Annotated in this window: 20 protein-coding genes; 7 read left to right on the top strand and 13 right to left on the bottom strand. The window is 24.8% G+C overall.

Annotated elements, in window-relative coordinates:
- Positions 1–205: 205 nt before the first annotated feature.
- Positions 206–1048 (top strand): sulfurtransferase, encoded by an 843-nt coding sequence (locus I4U89_RS10735; RefSeq protein ID WP_195940368.1) that lies wholly within the window; start codon positions 206–208, stop codon positions 1046–1048.
- Positions 1049–1256: 208 nt separating this feature from the next.
- On the opposite strand, the gene I4U89_RS10740 is transcribed toward I4U89_RS10735, so the two are convergent.
- From I4U89_RS10740 to I4U89_RS10760, 5 genes are all read right to left on the bottom strand, one after another.
- Complete coding sequence (locus tag I4U89_RS10740; protein ID WP_195940369.1) at positions 1257–1526, bottom strand: hypothetical protein; 270 nt, start codon at positions 1524–1526, stop codon at positions 1257–1259.
- 931 nt (positions 1527–2457) lie between these two features.
- Positions 2458–4173 (bottom strand): GGDEF domain-containing protein, encoded by a 1716-nt coding sequence (locus I4U89_RS10745; protein ID WP_195940370.1) that lies wholly within the window; start codon positions 4171–4173, stop codon positions 2458–2460.
- Positions 4174–4543: 370 nt separating this feature from the next.
- The gene (locus I4U89_RS10750) at positions 4544–6445 is read right to left on the bottom strand and encodes an endonuclease MutS2 (protein ID WP_195940371.1); all 1902 of its coding nucleotides are present in this window, start codon (positions 6443–6445) and stop codon (positions 4544–4546) included.
- 301 nt (positions 6446–6746) lie between these two features.
- Positions 6747–7472 (bottom strand): YwaF family protein, encoded by a 726-nt coding sequence (locus tag I4U89_RS10755; protein WP_195940372.1) that lies wholly within the window; start codon positions 7470–7472, stop codon positions 6747–6749.
- A 112-nt stretch (positions 7473–7584) separates the two neighbouring features.
- Positions 7585–8703, bottom strand: a complete 1119-nt coding sequence (locus I4U89_RS10760) for a 4-hydroxybutyrate dehydrogenase (protein ID WP_195940373.1) — start codon at positions 8701–8703, stop codon at positions 7585–7587.
- 395 nt (positions 8704–9098) lie between these two features.
- Between I4U89_RS10760 and I4U89_RS10765 the strand changes: the two genes are divergently transcribed.
- Positions 9099–9590, top strand: coding sequence for an HdeD family acid-resistance protein (locus I4U89_RS10765; protein ID WP_195940374.1), 492 nt, complete (start codon positions 9099–9101; stop codon positions 9588–9590).
- Between the two features lie 105 nt (positions 9591–9695).
- Positions 9696–10025 (top strand): hypothetical protein, encoded by a 330-nt coding sequence (locus tag I4U89_RS10770; protein ID WP_195940375.1) that lies wholly within the window; start codon positions 9696–9698, stop codon positions 10023–10025.
- Positions 10026–10250: 225 nt separating this feature from the next.
- Here I4U89_RS10770 and I4U89_RS10775 read toward each other — a convergent pair whose 3' ends face one another.
- Both I4U89_RS10775 and I4U89_RS10780 read right to left on the bottom strand, forming a co-directional pair.
- Positions 10251–11180 (bottom strand): LCP family protein, encoded by a 930-nt coding sequence (locus I4U89_RS10775; protein WP_195940376.1) that lies wholly within the window; start codon positions 11178–11180, stop codon positions 10251–10253.
- Positions 11181–11253: 73 nt separating this feature from the next.
- A complete protein-coding gene (locus tag I4U89_RS10780) occupies positions 11254–11886 on the bottom strand; it encodes a cyclase family protein (protein WP_195940377.1) in 633 nt (210 codons plus the stop codon).
- Positions 11887–12086: 200 nt separating this feature from the next.
- Between I4U89_RS10780 and I4U89_RS10785 the strand changes: the two genes are divergently transcribed.
- Positions 12087–12695 carry a hypothetical protein gene (locus tag I4U89_RS10785; protein ID WP_195940378.1) on the top strand — a complete coding sequence of 203 codons (609 nt, stop codon included), beginning with the start codon at positions 12087–12089 and terminating at the stop codon, positions 12693–12695.
- Positions 12696–12730: 35 nt separating this feature from the next.
- Here the strand turns inward: I4U89_RS10785 and I4U89_RS10790 are convergent, their stop codons facing one another.
- From I4U89_RS10790 to I4U89_RS10805, 4 genes are all read right to left on the bottom strand, one after another.
- A complete protein-coding gene (locus I4U89_RS10790; RefSeq protein WP_195940379.1) occupies positions 12731–13408 on the bottom strand; it encodes a DUF3298 and DUF4163 domain-containing protein in 678 nt (225 codons plus the stop codon).
- A 93-nt stretch (positions 13409–13501) separates the two neighbouring features.
- Complete coding sequence (locus I4U89_RS10795; protein ID WP_195940380.1) at positions 13502–14350, bottom strand: hypothetical protein; 849 nt, start codon at positions 14348–14350, stop codon at positions 13502–13504.
- Positions 14350–15225 carry an ATP-binding cassette domain-containing protein gene (locus I4U89_RS10800; protein ID WP_195940381.1) on the bottom strand — a complete coding sequence of 292 codons (876 nt, stop codon included), beginning with the start codon at positions 15223–15225 and terminating at the stop codon, positions 14350–14352. Before I4U89_RS10800 ends, I4U89_RS10795 begins: the two co-directional genes overlap by 1 nt.
- Positions 15226–15597, bottom strand: a complete 372-nt coding sequence (locus tag I4U89_RS10805) for a GntR family transcriptional regulator (protein WP_195940382.1) — start codon at positions 15595–15597, stop codon at positions 15226–15228.
- 180 nt (positions 15598–15777) lie between these two features.
- On the opposite strand from I4U89_RS10805, the gene I4U89_RS10810 reads away from it, so the two are divergent.
- Positions 15778–16194 carry a DUF3783 domain-containing protein gene (locus I4U89_RS10810; protein ID WP_195940383.1) on the top strand — a complete coding sequence of 139 codons (417 nt, stop codon included), beginning with the start codon at positions 15778–15780 and terminating at the stop codon, positions 16192–16194.
- A gap of 194 nt (positions 16195–16388) precedes the next feature.
- On the opposite strand, the gene I4U89_RS10815 is transcribed toward I4U89_RS10810, so the two are convergent.
- Positions 16389–17273 carry a sigma-70 family RNA polymerase sigma factor gene (locus tag I4U89_RS10815; protein WP_092925306.1) on the bottom strand — a complete coding sequence of 295 codons (885 nt, stop codon included), beginning with the start codon at positions 17271–17273 and terminating at the stop codon, positions 16389–16391.
- A gap of 749 nt (positions 17274–18022) precedes the next feature.
- A complete protein-coding gene (locus I4U89_RS10820) occupies positions 18023–18526 on the bottom strand; it encodes a type I restriction enzyme HsdR N-terminal domain-containing protein (RefSeq protein ID WP_195940384.1) in 504 nt (167 codons plus the stop codon).
- 301 nt (positions 18527–18827) lie between these two features.
- On the opposite strand from I4U89_RS10820, the gene I4U89_RS10825 reads away from it, so the two are divergent.
- Positions 18828–19754 (top strand): CAP domain-containing protein, encoded by a 927-nt coding sequence (locus I4U89_RS10825; protein WP_195940385.1) that lies wholly within the window; start codon positions 18828–18830, stop codon positions 19752–19754.
- A gap of 302 nt (positions 19755–20056) precedes the next feature.
- Positions 20057–21352, top strand: coding sequence for a DUF1002 domain-containing protein (locus tag I4U89_RS10830; protein ID WP_195940386.1), 1296 nt, complete (start codon positions 20057–20059; stop codon positions 21350–21352).
- Positions 21353–21357 lie beyond the last annotated feature (5 nt).

A 21357-nucleotide genomic window follows, 5' to 3' on the forward strand; every position in this document is an offset into this window, starting at 1 on the left:
GATATCTAATTAACGTTTCATCCATATTCTAACATAAATATAATTTTTTTTTAATATTTTTATATATTTACCCAAAAGTAATTATATTCAATATATTAAGTAAATTTAGTAATATATTGAATTTTATTGTATATATGTATATATTTATAAATATGGGTGTAGTATCTTACCTAATAATTTTATCTTAGTACTAGGAGGAATATTTATGACAAATTTAGTTAGTCCTAATTGGTTAAAAGAAAATATTGATAATAAGGATTTAGTTATAGTAGATTGTAGATTCGACTTAATGGACAAAGAATACGGTAAAAAAAGCTATAATGAAAGCCATATAAAAAATGCAGTAAGAGTTGACATAGAAAATCAGTTATCTAGTGAGGTTAAAATCCATGGCGGTAGACATCCTCTTCCTAGTGTAGATGACCTAGTAAATACCTTTAAAAGTATAGGGATAGATAATAATTCTATAGTTGTAGCATACGATGAAGGTGATTTAGCAGGGCCTTCTAGATTATGGTGGATATTAAAATATCTAGGTCATGATAAAGTTTATGTTTTAAACGGAGGTATAAATGAATTCAAAAGCATTGGTGGAGAAACTACTAATGAAATACCAAAAACTAAAATAGGTAACTTTAAAGCTACTGTAAACAATAATATGAGAGTTGATATGAATTATGTAAAAGAAAGATTATATAATAAAGATATCGCTATCATAGATTCTAGAGAACATAAAAGATACTTAGGTGAATTTGAGCCAGTGGATAAAAAAGCTGGGCATATACCTAGTGCCAAGAACTATTTTTGGATGGATGTATTAAATAAGGATAATGAGTTTATAACCTTAAAATGTTTGGATGATTTAAAAAAACACTTTGATAAATTAAATGACTATAAGGAAGTTATCGTTTACTGTGGTTCTGGTATAACTGCTTGCCCTAATAGTTTAGCACTTAGTGAAGTTGGTATATGTCATAAAGTCTATCCTGGAAGTTTTAGTGACTGGATAAGTTATGATGAAAATGAGATTAGTACCTTAAGCGAATAAATTAAAAAGCATGTTAGTTAATATTACCTAACATGCTTTTTAATTTAAAGGACTATGTTAAATTATTTAGTTGCTAAATACAAATAATAAAAATGACCGATACTATATATCGAATAGTACCCGTCATTTTATAATTAATTCGTATTATATTAAAATTGTTAACAAAGTCTAATCTACAAATTGAAATTTACCTTTATAATTTCTGATTTTAACGATTTTCTTGAGTTTTAATTTTATAATCTATTAAAGCACGTAAGACACCAAATAGAATAACTAGATTTATAAGCCTCTTTCCTGATATTACTTTTAATGTTGCTAATAACCCCATTATTGCGAAAGAAAATCCATAAACTAAATTTATAAAAAATTTAATTTTATTATATTTTCCTATATATGTTTTATCATATCCTTCTTTTACTTGTGCAATCACAAGTAAAATTCCCAACACTATCATTGATACACTTAATATTGTTATCATCTTAATCCCCCACCATAAATTTCTACTTATATATATTAAAAGTACCGTTATTTCGCATTATATAACAATTGCGAACTTTGATTATATTATATTCAACTATGCTCCAATTGCAAAATGGTTTAATTAATTTCGAGTAAAGCACCTTATTTTAACTTAGTTCAATATATATATTTCTTATAGTATTTATAGTTGAATAATTTTCAGTTGTAACTAAGTTTATAAATAACTCTTTTATCTTTGAGATATCCTTCTCTTTCTTAGTGATTTCACACCATCTGAACCATGTAAGATAATTCTACAAATACTTGGTCACAACTCCGTTAAAATCCCTAATCCAACTCTTTAATCTACTGTGATAACTATTTGCGTGTTGAATATTATATATTCCATCTTTATATTTACCACTTTCTATTCTTTTAAGAGTAACATTGAATACTGTTGGTATTTTCATATACGAATAATGACTATCTACACAAAGAGTAGAACCTTCTTCTATTTTGTTATTAAAGAAACCTTTTAGTTGTGAAAACTTAACTCTACCAGTACATAACTTTTTCAGATAGTATATTACCTTTTCTATCTATGCAAATACCTACACATACTTTTTCATTAGAAATACCTCTTAATTTATCACCGATACTTTTGCTTGCTTTTGACCAACTCTTTTATGAGGTTTTCTAGGCAAAACAAAGTTAGTTCCTTTATTATGATGTCCCTTGTACGAAACCCTAAATTACGTTTCATCAGATTCTACAATACCACTAACATATCCCTTGCCAATTATAATATTTAAACAATCTAAGATTCTATGTCTCATAAAGAATGATGTTCTAACACTTACACCTAACTCATTGGCACACTCTCGTATTGTTGCTTTATTTGCTAATAAAGTTATATATTTAAAGCATTTTGTTTAACATAGCCATTTAAATTAGTATGCCCTATTGTTATCTACAACGACTTTGTTTTTTCCGGTATTTTTAGCTTTATACATATTTTCATCTGATTTTTTTAAAGTATTTCCATAATGTACATTTGAAAAAGCCACTCCTATACTTACAGTTGTTTTTATATCCTTGCTCCAACTTATATCTTCTACTGAAGATCTAATCAATTCAGCCAAAAGTAATACTTCTTCCTTTATTTCATAACATGATATTATTACAAATTCTTCCCCACCGTATCTACACAAATAAGTATGTTCTTGTAATAATTTTTTTATAGTGTTAGTAATAACTTTTAAAACTTCATCTCCAAATTGATGCCCATAAGTATCATTTATATATTTAAAGTTATCTATATCTATCATTACTACAGAAAATTTTATATTTTTATCTAATAGCTCCTCATATTTACTATCAAAATAAGCTCTATTATATGTATTTGTCAGTTTATCTTGCAATGTTAAATGTTTCATATTTATTAATCTATTTCTATTGTATTTATATATTACGGCAAATATAATACTTCCAAATAGTATTATTATAAATAGAAACTTTATCATATTATTTTCCTTCTCTAACTTGTACTCTTTACTGGCTTGTTCTATTATATAATATGAATAATCTTTATATCTATTGTCTTCAGATTTTCTTATTACATCAAGTAACTTATCTGTATATAAATTCGCCTCATCATATTTTTTTTGTTTTTCTAACAATTTTATTAATCTTGTTAAGGCATACTTTATATCCTGTTCTCTGTTTTTTTCATATTCATCTTCTTCAAGTACTTCTTTATATGTATATACGGCCCTATCAATATCTCCAATAGCCTCATAATATTTACCTATAGCAAGTTGATATATAGTTTTTCTATTTCCCACCATTAAATTTTCATTATTTAAAAGTTCTTTAGATTTATCTAAAAATATCTTTGCTTGTTTTGAATTATTTTCTGATAAATAGATTGAAGATTTTATAGTATATATCAATATATTTAAATCGTAATATTCATTTTCATCTATATAATTGCTATATTTTCCTACTTTTTCTATGTATTTTTTTGCATTACTGTACTCATTGTTTTTTAAATATATTTCCGCTATGTTTAAATTTCCATACAATTGTATAAATTTATTTTTATATTCATCATTAATTTTTACGGCAAGTCCATCTTTTATACTCTTTATTCCAGTACTTTCGCCTTCTATCTCTGAAAACAATACACCTAGATCTATTAAGCATTTAGCTTCATTAAATTTGTCATTTCTTTTTTTAGATAATATTAGTGTATTTAATATATACCTAGATGCTTTTGCATAGTTTTGTTCTAGTAAATACGCACTTTGAAGTTTACTGGATACTATAAATTTAGAATTTGTTGATAAATGCTTACTTTTTTCCATTGTAGTTAGTATGTTTATAACTTCTTTTAATCCTCTTTCTGTATTTCTAATATAATCAGTCATTTGAACTATATATTCACATACTATATTGTAATCTTTAGGCTTTATTTTTGAAAATTTATTTTTAAAGATGTCTATTGCTTTATTATATTGTTTATCATATATAGTTTTTTTAACTTTACTTTCGATTTGCATAATCTCTTTTTTTATATTTTGTTTATGTGTCCCATATGATAATGATATACATGTAACAATAGCTATGATTATATATATTATTTTTTTTATTTTTGCTCCCCCCAAAATATATCCTTTCTTTTTTGTATATATATTCCTAAACTTCTTATAGTTTATATTCTATCATATTTTTACATTTTTATTTAATTTTTCTTTATATATCAAACTATCTTTATAGTTACTAATGTTTAAACAGTTCTAGAAGAAAATCATATCTTTCTTTGTAAAGACTTAATACATTATCTATAAACTCCATGGAACTACCCCTTTAACCAAAAGATTTATATCAATAAATTATATTTATTCTATTTTATTCAATTTGAGAACTGCTTTATATTTGCTCAATTACTATATATAATTATTTAAATGTTATTTATATTTAATAAAGTCTATAATTTTTTATAATAAAATAACTCCCTATTTCTAGGGAGTTATTTTATATCCTATTATTTTTTATATCTTTTTTTATCTTCTTTAAAGCTTTTTTAGAGCCTCTTTTTATATCTTTCTCTAACTTTCTTTCTTTGTAACTTACAAATAAAGAATTTAAATCATAATCTTTAGGGTATAAATCAATAGCTTTTAAATTTAAGCTAATTCTTTTTATGTTTACAGCTATTATCTCTTCATTATACAATACCTTGACGTTGTTAAACTTATCTACACCTTCATATACTATAGCAAATTCATCTTCATCTAGTAATTTTACTCTATCTCCCATTTCATAATTAGGTATATCTTTTAATACTTCTAATACTTCTTCCGTTTTATTAATTTTATTTCTATCTACTAAGTCAAAGTTGTAATTTTTACTTTCTATATATCTTTTCGCTCTACTTAGTACTTTATCTCTTATACCCATTTTCTTTGATATAAATAAAGCATTACTATCTTCTGATTTACCTATAGTAAGTTTATATAATGGTTCTAATGTATTTTTATCAAACATCATTCCTGCATTTTCAAACTCTGGATGCATTGTGGCAAAATGTTTAATTTCTGCATAATGAGTTGATGCTACAATTATAGATCCCATTTTATATAACTCTTCAAGTATTGATATTGCAAGACCCGCACCTTCATTAGGTTCAGTACCTGACCCAATTTCATCAAATAATACTAATGTTGACTTATTTGATGCATTTATAATGTTTGCTATATTTTGTATGTGAGATGAAAATGTACTTAAAGAATTCTCTATGCTTTGATTATCTCCTATGTCAACAAATATCTTCTCAAATACGCTTATTTCAGTATTTTTATCTGCACATATATCAAATCCACATTGAGTCATAAGAGTTAAAATTCCAACTGTTTTTAAAGCTACAGTTTTCCCTCCTGCATTAGGTCCTGTTATAACTAAACTTCTATAATCCTTACCTATTACAAAATTAAGAGGAACCACATCACCTTTAAGTAGTGGATGTTTTCCATTTATTATATTTATATATCCATAGTTATTTAGTTTAGGTGTTATTCCTTTTATAGAATCACTATATTTAGCTTTTGCAAATACCATATCATATTCTGCAATTATTTCTATATTTATTTTTATATTTTGTATTTTTTCATAAATAAGGTCTGTTAAATAAGAAAGTACCTTGTATTCTTCTATAGATTCTTCTGATTTTAAGGTTATAAGCTCTATACTAAATTTTGAAACACTATTTGGTTCTACAAAAACTGTATTTCCTTTTGATGATGTATCTAACACTACTCCATCTACTTCATTTTTATAAGATGCTTTAATAGGTATTACATACCTTTCATCTCTTTTACTTATTATAAATTCTTGTATATATTTTTTATTTCCTGATGCTGTTAAAAATTTGTTTAATCTTTCTCTTATTTTTTCTTCGGCAACTTCAATATGCTTTCTAATCTTTTTTAATTCTTTACTAGCATTAGAATCTACTTTATTTCCTTTTATACAATATTTAATTTCTTCTTCTATAGCTTTACACTCTGTTATATTAAGTGCATAAGAACTTAATGTAGGAGAATAAAATTCTTTATCTATCATAAAAGATTTTATCTTTCTACATCCTCTTAAAAAATCTTCAATACGTATAAGTTCTGTAGGCTCTAGTATCATACCTTTTTCTACTTTTTCTATAATTGGCATTATATTAAAAAGTCCTTCTAAAGGTATATGATTGCTATTTTCTATTATTTTTCTAGCTTCATTATTTTCATCTAGCCTTCTTTTAACTACTTTATAGCTACTACTTGGCATTAATTTATCTATAAGTTCTTTTCCAAGTGAGCTTACGCAATATATTTTAACTAATTCTTTAACTTCGTTTAATTGTAATTTTGCATATGTTTGTGTGTTCATTATTATCTCCTTTATTTATCAGCTTTTATTCTTAAAAGGCTTCTTGATAAATAAGGACTTTTATTATTGCTCCTTATTTATTAAGAAGCTCGCACACACTCTCAAAATATTTATTTTTTTTCAAAAAAATCCTCTCCTTCCTTAATCCATTTAATTATCTCATATAAATAGTGTATTTTCAATATATCATAATCTTTTATAATATTTTTATTTTAAAATAATATTTAATTAAATCAAATATTATTTTATTAATAAAAAAGTACTGGAAATTTTAAATTCCCAGTACTTTTATTTAAAGTATTTATGCAACTTCATAAAGTTCTTCTACAGAGCTATCTTCCTTTTTATTTATAATTATATATTCTATACTCAAAACCATATTAAAAATCATCATAACCATAAATCCATATAAAAATGGGTTTAAATTATTACCTATACCAATAGGTGATGATTTCATATATGCATAGTTAGCATTTATTGTTCTATCAACAAAAAATATTACTATATGATATAAATTTGTTGCAATAAGTATTTTCTTAAAATCGTCTTTACTCATACCTATGTTCTTAACAAATAGTAAATAAACAGACCCCCAAAGTAATAGTATATGACCTATAAAATATGAAAATTGAGTTATATGAGGAAATGAAAAAGGATCTAGCCCTAAAAATATTAAAGCTGATATTGAACCAAACATTCCCCAATAAGATCCCATTTTGCAAATGAAATCTTTCTTAAAAATCAAGCCTATTGCCAACATAAGTATTGCTATCCTACAGTGAAACAATGGCAGACCTTCTCTTATAAAATTATAGTTTCCAACAAAGTACCAAAGATATAATGTTAATTGTTGAACTAATAATATACTACCAGTAAAAACTTCAAATAATCTACTTTCCTTTTTTAATTTTATAATAAGTAAACTACCAAAAAAAGCTATCAATAATAACGTTATGTGTATGATTCCGAAATTAACAAAATTGTTTTGCTCTGTAGATGTCCTAAAAAAATAATAAAATTTACCCATTTATGTCTCCTTAATTTGATTGTATACCTTCAATATTATAAATTGCTATAAGCTTTTTTGCAAATATTAAATTAATACAATTATTTTTGGGAGACTTTTAGTTATATTTTGATTAATATAATTTCATATATATGTTTTTCATTTCTTCTTCGCTTATCTCTACATAATTGTTTTGTAATAGTCTTTGCTGTGTATTTATAACACTTTGAGCAAATATATTTATTTCTTCTTCCTTCATTCCAAAGTCTCTAAGTGGTTTTTTAGTTAATAAATTATTCAATAATTTTTCTATTTCAAAATAAACATTTTTTTCATCATCTAATCCTAAAATTTGGGCTAATACCTTATTTACTTCTTTTATCTTTCCATTTGGATTTTTTTCATTATAAAGCTTAAATACTTCTGTAAACATATGGTAATTAGCTTCTCCATGAGGAACATGATAAACTCCACCTAATGGGTAACTCATAGCATGAACTGCTCCTACTCCCGTATTCCCAAATGCTATTCCTGCATAATTACTAGCCAATAAAAATTCTTTTAATAAATTTTTTCTATGGTCTTTTCCATTTTCAACAATTTCTTTGTATCCTTTAATGATTATTTCAATAGCTTTTATAGCAAATAACTCTGTAAATGAATTTGATTTTGGTGAAACAAAAGATTCTATAGCATGTATTAATGCATCTACTGAACTTGACATAAATACATTAAAAGGTAAGTTCTTCATTAATTCTGGTATTAAAACTGCATAATCCGGAATTAATTCATCACATGCTAAACCTAGCTTAGTATTTTTAGATTTTATTTCTGCTATAGATATATTTGTAACTTCACTTCCTGTTCCACAAGTTGTTGGTATTATGATAAGTTCTTTTTCTTTTACAAGTTCTACTTTTCTTTCAAATAAATCTACACAATCATCAACATCTTTAAATATAAGTAATTTAGCTATATCTATAACAGTCCCACCACCTATAGCTATAACTCTTTTATAATCTAAATCTTTTATGTCTTTTATTATGCCATTTATCATTTCATCATTTGGTTCTCCATTTCCATATTCATTTTGTAAAACCAAATTACAATCTAAATTTAAATCTTTTATAAATCCATTATATATAGATCTACGAGTTAATATTAAATCCTTCTTTTCTACTTTAAATTCATCTACAAACTCTTTGAAGTTTTCGAAAGAGTGAATTTCTGTTAATAGTTTTAATTGTTTCATATGATTTTCTCCTTATGTATTATTAATCTAACCATTTTTAATTTCCATCATATATTACTCCTACTTAAAACTTTTCCCTAATTTTATCTTTAATTATATATATAATTAAAGATAAAATCCATAATATAACTTAAATATTTATCTAAAAGAGGTCCTTTTAATCATTTTAAAATTTAATAATTTATATTAATAAGCATTCTAATTATTTAGAATATTACATTTACAAATATTTACAATTTTCTATGTTATAATACAAAAAAGGACTTTTATATTATAAATTATGGATCCATATATATAAAGCCCAAACAATATAAGTATAACTTTTTATTAAGTATCAATAATTATTTTATGATAATTTAATAAATGAATTATACTATAAGAGGATGGTGTACTTTATGAAAAAGCTTGAAACCCTTCTTATTATAGAGGGTATATTACTTGGAATAATTGGTGTTTTATTCTTTACTAATCCAATACAATCATACTTTAATTTCACAACTATTGCTGGAATAATGTTAATTGTATCAGGTATATTTACATTAATTAGAGCATTTAAGTCTACAGATAAATCTCACTATATATTTGTTGGTGTTATAAACATATTATTTGGTCTTATATTATGGTTATTCCCTATATCTACTACAAGTTCACTAATATTTGTATATGGTATATGGGCACTTGTAAGAGGACTTTACCTATTTATAATATCATTTAAGAGAAAAACTTTTGGATTTAATGCAAATACTTTATACAATGTATGTCTTATAATATTAGGTATATTAATATTTGTAAATCCTATACAAATATTACTTTACACTCCATTTATAATAGGAACTTATTTCATAATATCTGCTATATTTGAGATATATTTAGGTTTTAATTTATAATAACTACTAAAAGCTAGTCAATTGACTAGCTTTTTTTATAAAACATTATTATGTATGAGTTTTGATTAAAATGATAAACTAAATATATATAAAGGAGGGATGCTTGTGGACAAACTACTATGCTCTTTTAAATCTGTTATAAATTGTGATAATTTTTCTACTTGCAGTAACTGCATGTTTAATAAACATTTTATGCATCATTCTAATATGTCAGTTTTTAACATAGATGCTCTATCATTTGATAAAAGTCTAGTTAATGATACTAATTCTTTAACTAACTTTTTGAGTAAATTTATATCTGCATTAGATGAAAATTATAATGGTATGGAAATTTCTGAAATTCACTTTAAAAAAAATAATAGAGAAAAAAATCATTATGAACTAAAAGTAGTAAGTTATCCTTTAAACCCTAAAGGCTACATAAATAAATCTTAAATGAGTGTAAAATTTATATATACTCTAATATACTAAGTTATTTAATTATTTTTGCCTTCTTGATAAATCATTTTTATATGTAAAAATCCTATTCAAAGTGTATTATATTTAAAAACTCTAAATTAAACTATTTTAGATATTCAAATTATAAATATATGAAAAGGACAGGCTAAATTTTTAAATTATTCTGTCCTTTATATATTTATAATATAACTAATAAAACCCTTACTTAATATATTCATGTAAAGCTTTTATATTATCTTCCATGTTAGCTTCTATACACCACATTCCTTTATAAGTAGTACTCTTAAAGCTACCCTCATAAGGAATCATATTTTGACTTACTTTGAAGTTTATATTTTCATTAATAATACTTTTAAGCTTTTTAATATCATTTATAGGTATGTTAGTACTAACTTTTCCTATGATTTCCATAGCTATTTTGAATTGCTCATCCTTTTCTTTTTCTTCATATTTGTTTAAAAGCCCTTTTAATACATTTCTTTGTCTTTCAGTTCTTTCATAATCTCCATTACCTTTTTTTCTTATTCTAGAATAGGCTACAGCTTGACGACCATTTAAAGTCTTAATTCCACTTCCTTTTATGTAATCAGCTTTTTTATCTAGTTCTTCTATTTTATTTATTTCTACTAGATTTTTATTTATCTCTTCAACTTCATAATCTTTTAAATCTATATCAACTCCACCTATAATATCTATAACCTTAGCTAGGCTATAAAAATCCACCGCTAAGTATTTATCTATATCTAAATCAAAGTTTGTATTTATAGTATCAAGTGCAAGTTCTGCACCTCCATAGGCATAAGCGTGATTTAATTTGTCTTTTTTATGACCTTTTATATCTACTAAAGTATCTCTTAAAAGTGATATTAAATTAATTTCTTTGTTTTTTAAATCAATACTTGCTATCATAATAGAATCAGAACGAGCTGGTTCATTATCTTTTCTTCTATCTAATCCAAATAATGCTATATTTATATTTTTATTACTTTTAATATCTTCTTCTATATTTTGTGGATTTATAGTTATTTTTTTATTATTTTGTGATTTATTTATTAGCCCTACTAATAGCAATATTGGTATTATGATTATTAGTAATGCTAATAATATACTTCTTTTCTTAAAGATTTTCAATTTTTCACATCCTTTAAATTTTATCTTGATTATTCACTTTTTTGATTCATTTTATAGTTATAATATTTTTTTATTAATAATTAACTATGCCTATAGCTCTTACCTGTGAACCATCTGCATTATCATATTTTAAAGGTGCAGCTATAAATAGAAATTTTTCTGGTAAACTTTCTAAATTAGTTAAATTCTCTATTATTACTTTACTTTTTTCAAATAATATAGTATGTATTTCAAAATCATTTGACTCATAAGTATCCACTGATAGCATATCTATTCCTATACCTTTTATAGATGTATTTCCTAAATAAATTGCACACTCTTTAGTTAGTGTGGGATAGCTTTTATAATATAAATCTTTATTAAAATATTTACTCCATCCTGATTTAAATACTATAAAATCACTTTCTAATATATCCTTTTCAAATTTTTTAATATAATCTAGTTCTATCTTTTTCATATTACTTACATCTATAAGCAAAGCATTTCCTAGGAAATTATCTATTTCCATCTCATCTAAACTTTTCCCATTCTTATTCATATGCTTAGGTGCATCTATATGAGTTCCATTATGAGAATACATACTTATTAAAGTTTCTTCATATCCATCTTTCTCTATATCTGCTACTTTTTTTATATTTGGACATATCCCTTTAGAATATACTAACATATCATCATGTAGTTTTTGACTTAAATCATATATCTTCATATTTATTTTCTCCTAATTTTATATTTTCCTCACTATAATTAATATGATTATAGCATATACATTTATCATAAAGTACATGTTTTATTTTTGTATATTTTTTTACATAATAATTTAATTTTTAGCACAAAAATTTCTTTTATTTCATATATAAGATTAAAGGGGTTTACTCTTACTAAATTTAAAAGGTTGGTGTTTTGATTATGATTTGTAAAAAATTTAATAACTGTAATAATAGATGCAATAATAGATGTAATAACTGTAATAATAGATGCAATTGTAATTGCATGAATAATAATTGCAATCATCATTGGATAAATCCAAATTATTCTTGTGGATGTAATAATGGAGAAAGTTCTAGACCAAGGGTTTGCCAAAATGAGGTAAGAAGAACTAATAACTTAATTGATAAAATAGATAATAAAAATGAAGATGCTATAAATAACTTAGAAAATGCTTTAGATAATTTTGATAATGTTAATTTATTAGCATTAAGAGATGATGTAGCTAATGCAAAATGTCAGCTTGATAAGTTAACTAATTGCTTAATGGATATAGTAGATAATTTAGGAGATGTTGTAGACGAATTTAATGATGAAGCTATACCTAATCAAGCTCAAGGTATAAGAAATGTTTTAAAAGCTTTAGATAATCAAGATGATATAGCAGATTTAATAGAGGATTTAGAAGATGCGTTTGATGATACAGTAGACTGCTTTAGAGAAAATTGTAGAAGAAATTCAGATGACGATAATAATCATCATAATCATGATTGTCACTGTAAATGTGAATGTAAAAAGTGCAGAAATTAATATAAAAAATCTAGCCCTAAATTAGGCTAGATTTTTTATTTGTACTTTAAATATTTTTTATAATCTTTAAACTTCAATTTAAACTTTGGTATACCTACATAATATGGTGATATTTCATAAAGTGGGAAATATATAACTACGCCATCTTCATCTATATAAAAACTTTGATCTTCACCTATACCTTTAAATCCATAATCATCTTTAAAATATTTTTCAGGCTCTTTCATAATTTCTTCTCTTATAAAATCATTTATAAGCTTTTTATAATTTACACCTTCTCTAAATAAATCCTTAAGTTTTAACATTTCACCTGTTAATAAATCATAATTGTAGCTTTCTAAATAAGTCATTCCATGTGCTCCACCACTAAATTTATACTTAGTCATAGGTATACTTATTATCCTATTTCTATCATAAGTTGCTTCGTAGTTAATATATACTTCGTATTTATACTTTACACATTCCTTGCATTCTTTACTTATCTTAGTATCATACAGCTTCTTATATTCCTTAGCTTCTAATTTTGTGTTATTTTTAAAATCTAATACATCTTTATATATCTTATTATTTATTTCATTTATTACATATAAGTCAAATTTCGCTTGGCAAATATATTCTTTTTTAAGCTTTATAATAGGATAATTTATATCATATATGAAAAATTCACTATCCCTGCTTATATTAACTTTAGATATATACAAACAATTTTCCATTTACTCACCTCTTTAAACTAATATCTATATACTTATATATATGACTTTATATATTTGTATAATATTAATTAACTTTAAATTGGTGTTAAAATTCTATATTAAATCATGAGCATATTCTTTTATCGGTGCTTTTATTAGTAATAATATAGCACCAGTTATAAATATTGTCGCTATTAATGCTTTTACTAATATATTTTGACAAGCATATATTATATGACCTAAATTTGACCAGTAAGTCTCTATATACTTTTCTACAAAACCATACTTATCTTTAAAAAATTCTATTAATAGATAAATTATAGATAAAACTGGCATTCCTGCAAATAATAATAGAATAGTTACTTTTTTAAGCCTATAAACTAATGCTCCTATAAAAAGACCTAGAGCACTAAAAATAAAATTGTTTATAAATATATTTATAATCATATCTAGTATATATAATAATGTATCATCCCTAGTTGTATATATTAATGATGTAGCCCAACTACCTCCTGTTATTTCTTCTTGAATTTTATTTAATACCTCACTTATTTCCCAAAAGATAGATCTACTAATTATTACTGCATCATATCCAGTAAATCCATTTAGTATTGTGCTTTCTAAAAACTCTACACCAACACCAATTATAGTAAATACAAAACACATACATATGATATATAAAATCATACTTTTTAAATAACTTTTCCTGTCACCTTTTATGCTTATCGCAATACTAAAGTCCTTTTGTGAAATACAAATTGAACATATAAACATCATAAGTCCTAATATATAATAGGTTTCACTTCTAAATATTAGAAAATTATCTTCTATTGTATAATTTTTAGTGTATATAGCACCTATTAAATTCATTCCATCTATGCTAATAATTAATAGTAAAAGAATAAACATGTATATATATGTATTTTTATTTAACATCTTTAAGTACGGTTTTAACTCTTTCATTATTTTATCTCCTCTTTAGAAATATTTATAAATATATCATTAAGTCTCATTACCTCTATATCTAAACTTAACTCTTTAATATTGTTTAATTCCTCTTTACTTAATTTTTCATAATATGCATAAGTTTCATTATTTCTAAAGGTTTTAATAGGCTTTTTATTTTTAATTATTTCTAATTTATTTAAGTCTTCTTTATTTCCGCTAATGTATACTGAGTTCTCTTTTAAATTTTCTATACTATCATTAACAACTACTTTTTTATTATTTATTATTACTACCTCTTCTAGTAGATTTTCAACTTCATCTATTAAATGTGTTGCTATTATTATAGTTTTAGGATTATTTATATAATTATCTAGTAATAAATCATAAAACTCTACTCTATTTAGTGCATCAAGACCTATAGTTGGTTCATCAAATATTACTATATCAGCATTAGAACATATTCCAATTATATTAAATACTAAAGTTTTTAATCCTCTTGACAAATTTTTGTACCTCTTTTTTGTATCTATGTTAAATTTTTTGCAAAGCTTATGTTGAAGTTTTTTATCGTAGTTTTTATAAAAATAAAAATATATATCAAATATATCTTTTACCTTGGCATCTTCATTTAAATATTCTTTTTCTCTAACTATACATATATTTTCTAATATACTTGGATTTTTTCTTGCCTCTACTCCCTTTATATATATTTTACCCTCTTTTGATAATAGTTGATTAGTTATTATATTTAAAAGCGTAGTTTTCCCTGCTCCATTTTTCCCTAAAAGTCCATATATTTTATTTTCATAAAAATCTATATTTATATCATCTAATATTTTTTGATTTTTGAAACTATAACTTAAATTCTCTACTTTAACCCCTATATTCATTTACTCCACCTCTTTATAGCATTTAATCATATCTATTAATTCTTGTTTTTCTATTTGAAGTTTTTTAGCTTCTATCAATAATTCTCTTATAAAGATATTCTTAAAGTTTTCTTTTCTAAAATTTCTTATAATTTCTTTAGCACCCTCATTTACAAACATACCAATCCCTCGCTTTTTATAAAGTATATCTTTATCTACCAACGTATTTATTCCCTTTAATACTGTTGCTGGATTGATTTTATAAAGCTTTGATATTTCAGTAGTTGATGGTATTTGTTCGTGTTCTTTTATTTCCTCTATTAGTATTTCATCCTCTATAGCTTTTGCTATTTGAATAAATATTGGTTCTTCTTCATTTAGTGTAAGCTTCATACAACCTCCTTACCTAAACAGTTAGTTAGTATAGTAACTAACCTATTTTTTAAAATAGTAATACATTTTATACTAAATAGCAAGTTAATTTTCTTATTTGATAATTATTTTTAAAATATATTTAAATGTTAGTGACAATGGGTAATAATAATTACTATAATTAAAATATAGGAGGATGTTATGAGTTTTAAAAGAATAAACAGTTTATGCACTACAAATAATGAGAGAAGTTTTGTTATAGTTTATAACTTTAATGCAAAAGATACTTTAATGATTAAAAACATATTAAAACTATTAGGAATAAAGGATGTTTGCACTTTAAATAAAGACAATGCAAACTCTAAAATAGAAGACATAATAAAAGGTAATATAGATGACACTTGTAGCCAATGTATAAATCAAAGGGCTGTTATATTTAATAATGTAGCACATACTAAGATAAGTGGGTTTTCTGATAACTTAAGAAAATTTAAAATAAATAGACCTTTAATGGCTGTGGTTACAGAGGACAATATTTCCTGGTCATTAAATACTTTAATAGACAATTTAATTAATGAAAGAAATGCAATAAATAGTGGTAATACTTTAAATCACTAATTTATATTTGCATTTTTTCCTAAATATTATCAATATTTAGATGTTTTATTGATTATTTTGTGCTATGATTTAAGTAAGTAAACTAACTTTGATTCTAAAACAAAATATAAACCTTTATCGTTTATTTAAGTTATATATAAAAGTTAATTTATATATTATCTAAAAAAATAAGTAGGAGGTATCTCCTACTTATACTAATAAAAATATTTAAGTTGTTTAATTCTACTTGGGTGTCTTAACTTTCTTATTGCCTTAGCTTCAATTTGTCTAATTCTTTCTCTAGTTACACCAAAAACTTTACCTATTTCTTCTAAGGTTTTTGGTATATCATCATCAAGACCAAATCTCATTCTAAGTACCCTTTGTTCTTGTTCAGTAAGACCTGTTAATAGTTCTTCTATCTTTTCTCTTAGGTTATTTTTTTCAACTTCATGCATAACTACATCGCCAAAATTAGCATCCGATGGTATAAATTCAACTAGACTACTATCTTCATCTTCTTTTATAGGTGTATCTAGTGATACTACATTCTTATCCCTTTTCAATATATCTATTACTTTTTCTACTTCTAACTCACATATTTCTGCCAATTCTTCAATTTTAGGATCTCTTTGTAATATGTTTGCAAGTTCTTGCTTTTTTCTTTTTACAAAATTTATTCTTTGATGAAGATGTACCGGTATTCTAATAGTATTTTCACAATCATCTATGTACCTTGTTATACTTTGCTTGATCCACCAAGTAGCATAAGTACTAAATTTATATCCCTTTGTATAGTCATATTTTTCAACAGCTTTAATTAAACCAATATTTCCGGCTTGAATTAGGTCTAACATATCTACATTTTCTTTTCTATATTTTTTTGCTATACTAACAACTAATCTGTAATTTGCATTAATAAATTTTTCCTTCGCTTCTAATGAAGAGTTAGTTATTTCCTTAGCAAGTTCTACTTCTTCACCTGCAGATAGCATTTTGTACTCCTCTATTTCCTTTAAGTACATTTTCATTGCATTTGATCCACCTGATGAGTCTGAATAAATATAATTTTCGTAAGTGTTTTCAGTTTTAGCCCCCATAATCTAACCCCTTTTGCATATAGTTCAGTAATTAATATATTAAATTACCTTTACTTAATTTTATAATATGATTACTAATATTAAAAAATTCCTTTTAAGATACTTTTATAGCACATAAAAAATTATAATTCTTTAAAGAATTTAATATACAATTTTTATCTATGTACTTTAAAAGAGTTCTCCTTTAATTATATTTGATAAAAGACATGTTTATATCTTTTAGTCAATATATTTATTATTCTACTATTCTCTCTTACTTACCAAATTTCCTTCTTTTTTTTATATTTTTTTAATTTTTTTGAATATATCACATAAATCCTTAGGCTATTTAAAATATATATAAATATATATAATTTTAAATTAGATAAAGCTTTAGTTCTTATTCAAAGCAAAGTTGAATGATTATTATAAAATTTATTCCAAAAAGAAAAAAAAGACTGCTTTATAGCAATCTTTTTTTCCCGAACGACTTTGATAAGTCCCCTATTAATAAATCCTTAGCGTTTGCCCCAACACTTGCGGTTTTATAGTTATTTTTCAACTATTTAATAATACCACCATTAAAAAATCTAGTCAAGCAAATATACATTCTACTTACTTAAAGAGTTTTATTTAATAGGTTTATTAATTTTCTTAATTTAATATATCCTTAATCTAATACTTTATAAGAATTTAATATCTCAATAATATATTTATAATAAAAAATCCTCTTATTTAAGAGGATTTTTTATTATAAATATATGTATTTACTAGTGTTTACAACCACAGTCATCTCCACAACCACAGTCATGGCCTTCTTCGTGAGAACAACCGCATCCTTCGTGATTATGAGCTTCTTCATGCTTTTTAGCTATCTCTTCCATTTCAAAAAATTCTTTAACCATTTGTTCATATGTTGGAAGTGAAGCTTCTGTATCATATTCTTCTCCAGTCCAATCAGCATACATCATAGAGTCTCCATTAGTTAATACTAATCTTCCTGCCATAGTCATATTATCAACATCTTCTAAGAAGTCTATTTGCTTTTGAACTACTTCACCTTCTAGTTCTATATCTTCATCCATACAAGTTACTATCATAACTGGTGCATAGTAATCTTCCTCATCTTTAACGTTAACTACTATATCTAATGTTCCTTCTGCTCCTTCTTCAAATTCAGCTAAAGGTACATCTGTATCTATCATATCATGTGGAACTAATAAATCTTCCATTAAATATTTTATAACTCTTTCTTTTACTAATTGTTTTGACATGTTAATATCTCCTTTCTTATTAAAGCTTTTATAGTAAAACTTTACCTTTTTATAGTATACCACATTTGTTTATTTTTCAATCTTTAATAACTAAAATTTCACTTACATTATAAATTTATAATGCCTTCCCTTCAAGATTTTGTCTACATTTAGACATATTTAGATAATCATTTACATATCTTTACAGTATATTTTTTGTTATTTTGTATGTTATTATTATTCACGAGGGGAATCCCCCTAATCTAAAGGTTACAAATCAGTAACATTTTAAAAATATTCAATCAAAGAGGTGTATTATTTTATGAAATTAAATAAAAAAATAAAAACTTTATTAGCTTTAGGTGTAATAAGTGTTACAACTGCATCTTCAATGATACCAGTAAATGCTTTATCTAAAGATGCTATAAAATCTAATTGCGAGAAAAAATCTATATATGTATGTATAAATGGAGTTGACTTTAAACTTCCACTAGACGTACTATGTCCTGTAAAAGTAAATGTACCTAAATTTTCATTTGGTTTAGGAAATAACTCTATATCTGATAAAAATTCTGAAGTATGTAAAAAACCTTCTACTTCTAACAATAATACTAATGTGGATAATAAACCTTCTACTCCTAACAATAACACTAATGTAGATAATAGACCTTCTACTCCTAACAATAATACTAATGTAGATAATAAACCTTCTACTCCTAACAATAATACTAATGTAGATAATAAACCTTCTACTCCTAACAATAACACTAATGTAGATAATAAACCTTCTACTCCTAACAATAACACTAATGTAGATAATAAACCTTCTACTCCTGACAACTCAACTGCTCAAAGCGGTAATTTCTCAGCTTATCAAAGAGAAGTTGTAAATATAGTAAATGCTGAAAGAAGTAAAAGAGGTTTAGCTCCACTTACACTTGATAGCTCATTATCAAATGTTGCTACTAAAAAATCTCAAGATATGATAAATAAAGGATATTTTGATCATAATTCACCAACTTATGGTTCTCCATTTGATATGATGAAGCAATTTGGTATAAGCTATAAAGCTGCTGGAGAAAACATTGCTATGGGACAAAAAGATCCACAAGATGTTATGAATGCATGGATGAACTCAGATGGACACAGAAAAAATATATTAAGTCCTAACTTTACTCATATAGGTGTTGGTATTGCCAAAGCTAGCAATGGACAACTTTACTGGACACAAATGTTTATCGGAAAGTAATAAATATATAAAAAATAGCTACTTAAATGGTAGCTATTTTTTTAATTATAATACTGATTGTATCAAATATACTAAATAATAAAACAAATCACTCTATAAATTATTTTGATATTTATTTGATTTTCTAAAATCTACTTTATAAGTAGCGCTTTTCTATTTAATAACTTTTAAATATCTTATCCATTGTATTTATTAAGATTTTATTACAATCTTGTAATCCACTTTATACTAAAATTAGTTTATAGTATACTATATTGGGAATATATTATGGTTAACTTTAAAAGTTGAAAGGAATGAAATTTATGAATAAAGGATTTAAGAATTTTAAGAAAAAGGCTATAGGCTTGTCTCTTGCACTTTGCTTAACAATAGCAAACTTAGGAGTTGTATTTGCTGATGGTTCACGTGTTGTTACGCTAGGTGCTAACTTAAACCCTTCTCAAAGAGAACAAATGTTAAAATACTTTGGCGTTAACGAAAATCAAGCAGTTATAATAGAAGTTAACAATAAAGAAGAAAGAGAATACTTACAAGGAGTTGCAACTGAAGAACAATTAGGTAAAGTTACTATGTCTTGTTCTTATGTTGAACCAACTAAAAAAGGTAATGGAATAAATGTTAAAACTGCAAACTTAACTTGGGTAACTAGTGCGATGATAGCTACTACTTTATCTACTGCAGGAATAGAAAATGCTAACGTAATAGCAGCAGCTCCATTTCCTGTATCTGGTACTGGTGCCTTAACAGGTGTTATGAAGGCATTTGAAGATGCTACAGGTAAGTCACTTTCTGAAGAGAAAAAAGAACTAGCTACAGAAGAATTAGTTACTACTGGTGATTTAGGTGATTCAATAGGTCAAGATAAAGCTACTGGTGTTATAAATGATATAAAAACAGAAATCATAAAAAATAATACTAAGGATACAGTTCAAATTGCTGATACTATAAACAATATAACTAATAACTATAATGTTAATCTATCTGATGAGCAATTTAAACAAATAGAAGCTTTAATGACAAAAATAGCTAACCAAGACTACAATTACAATGACATGAAAGATACTTTAGAAAATGTATCTAATGTTGTTGAAGATAACTTAAAAGATCTTGGTGAAAGTATACAAAAATCTGGAATACTTGATACTATAAAAGGGTGGTTTGAAGGTATTGGAGATTGGTTTGGTAATTTATTTAGTAAAGATCAAAATAAGGATTTAGGTATACTTGAAAATACTAATGACCAAATGTTAGGTGAAAATGCTACTATAAATGCAACAGATGACAAAGCTGTTAATTTACCATCTAGTGAAGAAGTTGAAGGATTCTTTGCAAAAGTATGGAACTGGTTCACAGGACTATTCACATCTGATAAAAAAGCTCCAACTGAAGAATCAATGCCTAATAATACAACAACTACAAATGAGGGAAGTTCAAATGTAGAAAATAATAATAATGAAGATAAAGATGTACCAGTATCAAATGTAGAAAATAATAATTCACAAGATACTACAAATAGTGAGAGTAATTCTACTGAAACACCATCACAAAATACAAATCAAAATGATAGTTCAAGCACAGAAATACCTCCTGCACAGTAAAATTA

The sequence above is a fragment of the Romboutsia sp. 1001713B170131_170501_G6 genome (genome assembly GCF_015668195.1).
Lineage (GTDB): Bacteria > Bacillota > Clostridia > Peptostreptococcales > Peptostreptococcaceae > Romboutsia_C.